We start from the raw sequence: 7187 nt of genomic DNA on the forward strand, positions 1-7187 counted from the left end.
CTAAAAATACGCATTGAACGAAACAGAAAACTCATGCCACCATTCGCCCCAGTCCATATTGAAAGAGTAGCCGCCTTTAAGTGAAATATTCTGGGCAATGTTAAAACCTTCGTTTACGCTAGCCTGAATCCTTAAATGGTCTTTGTCGAACGGTGACTGAAGCGCGCTTGCTGCAATCTTGTTTTTCCAGATTCCTGCTGTTGTTATAAAACCTAGCTCTGCGCCAATAAGCGGATCTGTGCGGAAATGCTTTCTTTCGTACTTTGGAGAAGCATAAATATCAACTCCTGCAAGAAAATACGGCTGAATCCAAGATGCAGGCTTTATGCTTGTTCCAAACATCGCTTTCAGTCTGAATGCAAGATCTTCTTCTTTGTCTTCATTCGGGTTTGAGTCAAGTCCTGCTACAATGTCCATTGCGCTGTTGAAAAAATATAAGTCAGAAACCGGCAGCGAGATTATGGATGCAAACAGGGCTTTTTTTAAGTAAAAGTCAGTTTCCTGTGGATGCACTCTAAGGTCAATTTCGCCGAACACAAGTTCAGAGTTTGAAGCGTATCCTGCCGGGCTTTCAAGCTGCTCGTGGGCTGTAAGACGGAATTCTAAGCCAGTGTACGCGCCTTCTATGTCTTTTCCGCCGTGAATAGAAATCTTTTTGGAACCGTGCGCCTTTTCCGGGTGAGGCGGTTCTATTATACTTGCTTTCTCTTCTATTTTACCGAGTTTTCTACGCTCCGAAAGAACTGAAACAAAGCGCGGTCTGTATTCATCTGGTGAAATTTTCTGGCTGTTCAAGAGGGAAGTAAGATAGTCAGACGCCTGCTCCCAAATTTCCGCCTGTTTTTCCTTCGGCAAGTCGCGGAATGGAAAATCCTGCGTTGTCTTTTTTCCAAGGCAAACATCTTTTACATATTTATTCTGCTTGTGTGTAAGTTGTGTCTTTTGAAATTCCAACTTTGAGTATACAGAAGGTCTGTATTCCGCTTGGTTAGTAAGTCCTATTTTGTAGATGGTTTTTACAGTTTCAATTGGCTCTACAACGCCGCTTAGAATATTAGTTATGTCTGTTTCGGGCTTGGCGGCTTCAACTAGAAACAGCAAGTTATACGAGCAGTTTTCGCTTATAAAGAAGTACCTTGAATAGATGCCTGAAAGGTCAAAAATGTGGCGCAGCATTCTGTCTTTTTCTTCTTCTGAAAAATTCAGGCGGTATTCCCACATATCGCGCATATCCATGTTGGCATACTGCTTGATTTTTTCGTAGTAAGGAACAAATGAAAAATATCCGCGGAATCCTCCAACAAGTCCAAGAACTGCGTACATTACTCCGCCTGTTATGTTGCTTACAGCACCGTAATTTATTGAGTTTGCAAGAAGACGCGACAATCCTTTTGATTCCATTAGCAAGAATGTATGCCCAAAAACTGAAGCCGGATTTTTAAGAAAGCCTGCCGGAAATACAAGGAAAACGTCTCCGGGATTTACTTTTTTTACAATTGACTGATAATACGCATCCCCGTCATAAGGAAAATCTTCTTTTGAAAGATTCAGCTCGTTGCAAATCCATTTGAATCTGCCTGGAAAACGCTCTATTGCGTGCCGCTCGTCTTTGCCCGGGGCAGGCGAAAAAAAAGCTTTTATTGTTTCTTCAAGCTCTGCCTTTGGGTTTGTCTTACCTTTTTTAGATAAAAAAAACATCGGGTCGTCCACAAGGCTTTTGTTTTTGTGGAATGGAGAAGGCTTGTAATGCAAAAGTGTTTTCCAGTATGGCGCATTGTAAAGCTCCATGTAAAATGCCTTGTCTACAGCGTCCTGCGCTTTTTGTTCGTAGCCTGAAGCCGGTTCTATTGATGAGAATTTTGAAATTGCTTCTAGTTTTCCTGAAAAGTCTACAGCGTCCGCAGTATTTTTTGCGGGGCTGTCTTCATCTGCAAATACTGGCAGGAAAAATGAAGCTGCAAGTAAAAACAAACAGGGTACGACTTTGCGGCCGTACCCTGTTCTTTTAGACGAAATGTCCAACTTAGCCAACGAGTGAGTAAATCTTTCCGCTTACTTCAGCTGCAGATACGTCTGAAGAAGAGAAGATGTTGTCAAAGTTTGCCTGAAGAGCAGCTTTGAAAGCTACACTGTCAGAAACGTTGAGCATTGCAGAGAGTGTGTCAACATACTCGCCTTCGCCCATAGCGATGTCTGTTGCAAGTGCATCCATGTTGTCTGCGATGAACTTGTCTGTCTCTTCCATTCCGATAAGTCCGCCATCGTATCCAGATGTTCCGAATGTGATAGCGAAAAGACCTGAACAGAGAGTGCCGTTTGTTACAGCAGCAAGCAAGTCGTAAGCAGGTCCGCTCTGTTGTCCGAAAAGAATCCAACCGAGACCAGGTCCAACTTTTGTTGCAAAAGCGCTTGTAGAAAGTGCCAATGATACAACAGCTACTGCAGCAGCCAATTTACCCTTAAACATAAGAGCCTCCAAGGTTTTTCAGAAAAACATAGCAATGAAGCTTTTGTTTCTCCTTTTAGTTTTATAAATGATAAAGCAACAGTTTCAAAAAGTCAAGAAAATGAATAGTCATTACCTTAAATTAACAAAAAACTTAAATTACTGTTCTTATCAAAACTCGACAGTCGGGCTAATTTATTGAATAATAAAAGCGGATTCCCGTGTCGTAGCATAGGAATGACAGATGATGGGCTCTATTTTGGAAATTCGTTTTTTACTTTTGGAAGCTCTTTTTCCCAGATTTCCGCCATGAACCTGTATCCTTTTTCGTTAGGGTGGATTCCGTCCTGGCACATAAGTTCTTTGTCTTTTTTGGACTCAAGAAATGCAAGCCTCATATCCACAAGCTGAACGTTGTTTTGAAAACTGTATTTTACAAGATGCGCATTGTATGTTTCCTGGTTTTGGTACAGCGTCATAATGTCTGAATTCACAAACGCTTTTACTTTCTGCTCGTCATATCCGCGGCAAATGTGCAAAAGCCATCGCTCTGGAACAAGAGGCGGCATTGTCATAATAAGCGGAGTTGTTCCGTTTTGGCGACAAGTGTTTACCATTGTATCTATTGTGCTTATAAATTCGTCTATGCTTACACGCGGATTTGTGTTTTCCCCGGAGCATACTTTCGCCCAGTCATAATCGCAGTCGTTTCCGCCGGATTCTATTATTGCAAGGTCGCCCAGCGCATTCCGCTCAACATCACGCAAAAACCTCTTGTAGCTTTTTGTAATTATGTTTCCGAACACGCTTTGGTTGTTCAGTTTGAATCCTAATTTTGCGGCTGCAAGAGAAAGGCTGTCATTCTTTGTTATGTCAAAAAGATGTCCGCTTCCTGTTCCTGTAACTGCGCCCTTTAAAATTGAATCTCCATATACAGAGACTGTGTTAATTCCATTTTCCATGCCTTGTTAGACACATTGAGCACCGTTAAGTTTCATTTTTTTTTAGCTTTTGATAGTGGCTTCTCGTAAACTACCCTTTAAATACTGCGCTAAACGCTTCCTTTATTAATACATTAATAAACACCCATTTAGTGCAGTAATTGCCTCATTATTAGTGTACTAATCATCACCTTACTACTGTAGTAATTATGAGCAAAGAAAACGGCGATAAAATCGCTTCACTTTCTAAGTAGAGGGTTGTCTTTCCTCCAAAAAATCACATTGAAACTTAATAATCCTTGTGATAAGATAGGAAAATAAAAAAGAGGTTACGGTTTATGCTGATTTCAACAAGAGGGCGTTATGCGCTTCGTGTTATAATAGAGCTTTGTTCGCACGGAAAAGGCGAGTTTGTTCCATTAAATATCATTGCTGAAAATCAGGATGTGTCGCTAAAATATCTTGAAAGCATTGTGGCTCTTTTGGTTAAGGCAGGCTTTGTTGAAGGATTACGCGGAAAAAAAGGCGGCTACAGGCTCACAAAAGACGCTGACGAATATTCCGTTGGCGAGATCTTAAAGCTTACAGAAGGAACTTTAGCCCCTGTTACCTGCCTTGAAGAAAATGCTGAAAGCTGTCCTCGCTCTGCTGAATGCAAGACGCTCCCCATGTGGGAAAAACTGGACACTATAATTTCAAACTATCTATACAGCGTAAAAATTTCCGATCTTCTAAAGCCTGAAAGTGTAAGCGACTGGGTAATATAAGCAGATTTTATTAATCTTTGCGTACAAAAATATTATCCTAATCGCCTAATAGCAAAATACTTAGCGTCCAAAAAGATTATGTTGACCGTACAAAAACAAAATGTTCTGCGTACAAAAGTAAAATGCTGAGCGTAGAAAAAGATAATCCTGGCCGTACAAAAATAAAATGTTTTGCGTACAAAAAGATTATTCTGAGCGTACAAAAGCAGAATATTCTGTGTACAAAAAGAGTATACTTGATAGTACAATTCCAAAGTATGTCTGGTTAAGACACCATTTACTGTCATTCCCCGACTTGATCGTGGGGGGGCTTCTTTAGAGATTGTCGTATCAAGTACGGCAATGACAGTGTAACAGATTTCTGTGTCGGGGCACAGGAATGACATAAGATTATGTAAAAATAATAATAAATCACAAAACCCTATTGACTTGATAGGAAATAAAAGCTAGTATAACCGCATAAAACCTATATTTTAAGTAGGAATATAAACTTGCAGGAGGCCGGATATGGCAGACATTAAGGAAAGCGTAGTAGAACTGATTGGAAACACACCGATTCTAAAGCTCAACAATTATTCAAAGGCTAGCGGCATTGAAAACGCAACCTTGCTTGCAAAACTGGAATATCTGAATCCGGCCGGAAGCGTAAAAGACAGAATCGCGCTTGCAATGATTGAAGATGCCGAAAAAAAAGGCATTCTAAAGCCGGGAGCTTCTATAATTGAACCTACTTCTGGAAACACAGGAATCGGACTTGCCGCTGTTGCCGCTGCAAAAGGTTACAAAGCAATTTTGACTTTGCCAGAGACAATGAGCGTTGAACGCCGCAATCTTTTAAAGGCTTATGGAGCTGAGCTTGTTCTTACAGAAGGCGCAAAAGGAATGAAAGGCGCGATTGCAAAGGCAGAAGAACTTCAAAAATCAATTCCCGGCTCTGTTATTCTCGGTCAGTTTGTAAATCCGGCTAACCCTAAAGCTCACCGCGAAACTACAGGCCCTGAAATCTGGAGCCAGACAGACGGAAAAGTTGACATTTTTGTTGCTGGCGTAGGCACTGGCGGAACTGTTTCCGGCGTAGGAGAGTTCCTAAAGTCGAAGAATCCGGCTGTAAAAGTTGTTGCTGTTGAACCTGCTTCAAGCCCTGTTCTTTCAAAAGGAACTGCCGGCTCTCATAAAATTCAGGGAATCGGCGCAGGATTTGTTCCAGAAACGCTCGACACAAAGATTTACGATGAAATTATTGCCATAGAAAATGACGATGCTTTTGCTGAAGGAAAGGCTTTTGCGCGGTCAGAAGGAATTCTTGTTGGAATTTCAAGCGGAGCTGCTCTAAAGGCTGCAAAGATTCTTGCCCAGCGTCCTGAAAACAAAGGAAAAGTTATTGTGGCTCTTCTTCCAGATTCAGGAGACCGCTACCTTTCAACTCCATTGTTTGCAGACTAATTTAAAAATTTTACCATAAGTGCCGGGTTTTTGCCCGGTTTTTTTTATCATTATCTATCTTTTACCTATCATTGTCGTGCTTGGCACTGTGATGTTTGCATAGTAAACACGTTTAGCAATCTTTTTCCATCAAATTTTGCGCACTTGTTGCTCAGTTTGTTTGTTCTGTGTTGCATTATACTAGAACAAATGTTATATATATTTTCTAACATAAATATGTTGGGAGAAAATTATGGACAAACAGTTTTACAAAGATTCATTAAAAATGCTTTTTCCTATTATTCTGCAAAATATATTCGCCGCCATGATGGGCTCTGTAGATGTTATAATGCTGAACAGTGTAGGTCAGGACGCTATTGCGGCAGGCTCTCTTGCAACTCAGTACTCGGCTCTTGTCTTTATGTTCTATTCTGGAATAAGCTCAGGCTCTATTCTTCTTGCGGCTCAGTATTTTGGTAAAAAAGATTTTAAGGCTCTTGAGGCAATTGAAGGAATTGCGCTTAAATGCTCGCTTGCTGTTGCGCTTTCCTTTTCTATTGGCGCGTCGTTGTTTCCGGAAAAACTTATGCGCGTTTATACGGCTGACCCTGTTTTGATTGCAGAAGGCGCGGAATATCTTCGCATAATTTGGGTGTTTTATCTTTTGTGGGCGGTTTCAAATACTTACTTTTCTATGCTTAGAAGCGCAAACCGTGTTTCGGTGGCAACGTTTTTTAACGGCCTGGGATTTTTCTTAAACATCATTCTTAACGCGGTTTTTATCTTTGGGTTTTTTGGAATTGAAAAAATGGGAATCCGCGGAGTTGCTCTTGCTACTTGCATTTCTCAATCTGTTTGTGTTGCAGGCTGCTTTATTGTTTCAGCCCGGAGCAAGGACATAAAGCTTAAGTTTTCCTATATGTTTATAAAAAGCCGCTCTCTTGCCAAGGATTTTTTTAAGATGTCTTTGCCTGCCTTGCTGAATGATGTTTCCTGGGGCGCAGCTTTTTCTGCCTACGTTGCAATCATGGGGCGGCTTGGCTCTGATGTTGTGGCGGCGAATTCGATTGTATGCGTTGTGCGCAACTTTGCCACTGTGTTCTGCTATGCTGTTGCTGCGGTGGGCGGCATTATTGTAGGAAACTTGATTGGTGCAGATAAGATTGACGAGGCTGAAAAAGGCGCAAAGGAATTTCTTAAAGTTACAGTTATTGCAGGAGCGTTTGGCGGGCTTTTGATATTCATTTCAATTCCGTTTGTTCTAAAATACGCTTCACTTTCAACTTTGGCAATGCATTATTTAAAGCAGATGCTTTTTATAAATGTCTACTATGTTATGGGAACTGCTGTTAACACAATGCTTATTGCCGGTGTTTTCCGTGCAGGCGGATGCACAAAATTCGGTCTAATCTGCGACACAATCGATATGTGGGGCTATGGAATTACAGCCGGAATTCTTACAGCTTTTGTATTCAAGCTTCCTGTTGTATGGGTTTACTTTTTTATGTGCCTGGACGAATTTGTAAAGTGGCCTTGGGTTTTCTCATTCTACAAAAGCAAAAAGTGGCTTAGAAACATAACTAGAAGTGAATATTAGGTCAAAATTCGAGT

The 7187-nt window shown here is 41.0% G+C and carries 6 protein-coding genes; 3 read left to right on the forward strand and 3 right to left on the reverse strand.

All coding sequences use genetic code 11. The features are described 5' to 3' along the window. The 3 genes from B3209_RS04200 to B3209_RS04210 form a co-directional block, all read right to left on the reverse strand. Positions 1 to 1971 carry a DUF4105 domain-containing protein gene (locus B3209_RS04200; RefSeq protein ID WP_296662216.1) on the reverse strand — a complete coding sequence of 657 codons (1971 nt, stop codon included), beginning with the start codon at positions 1969 to 1971 and terminating at the stop codon, positions 1 to 3. A gap of 52 nt (positions 1972 to 2023) precedes the next feature. Further along, positions 2024 to 2467 carry a DUF3015 family protein gene (locus B3209_RS04205; protein ID WP_295800703.1) on the reverse strand — a complete coding sequence of 148 codons (444 nt, stop codon included), beginning with the start codon at positions 2465 to 2467 and terminating at the stop codon, positions 2024 to 2026. Between the two features lie 233 nt (positions 2468 to 2700). Further along, a complete protein-coding gene (locus B3209_RS04210) occupies positions 2701 to 3408 on the reverse strand; it encodes an SGNH/GDSL hydrolase family protein (RefSeq protein ID WP_296689914.1) in 708 nt (235 codons plus the stop codon). Between the two features lie 317 nt (positions 3409 to 3725). Between B3209_RS04210 and B3209_RS04215 the strand changes: the two genes are divergently transcribed. From B3209_RS04215 to B3209_RS04225, 3 genes are all read left to right on the forward strand, one after another. Continuing rightward, positions 3726 to 4154 carry an RrF2 family transcriptional regulator gene (locus B3209_RS04215; protein WP_296662217.1) on the forward strand — a complete coding sequence of 143 codons (429 nt, stop codon included), beginning with the start codon at positions 3726 to 3728 and terminating at the stop codon, positions 4152 to 4154. A gap of 507 nt (positions 4155 to 4661) precedes the next feature. Beyond that, entirely contained in the window at positions 4662 to 5597 is a 936-nt protein-coding gene (gene cysK, locus B3209_RS04220; RefSeq protein WP_296012252.1) for a cysteine synthase A, read from the forward strand. Between the two features lie 232 nt (positions 5598 to 5829). Further along, positions 5830 to 7173, forward strand: coding sequence for an MATE family efflux transporter (locus B3209_RS04225; protein WP_296662206.1), 1344 nt, complete (start codon positions 5830 to 5832; stop codon positions 7171 to 7173). Positions 7174 to 7187 lie beyond the last annotated feature (14 nt).

The sequence above is a fragment of the Treponema sp. UBA6852 genome (assembly GCA_002449305.1).
Lineage (GTDB): Bacteria > Spirochaetota > Spirochaetia > Treponematales > Treponemataceae > Treponema_D.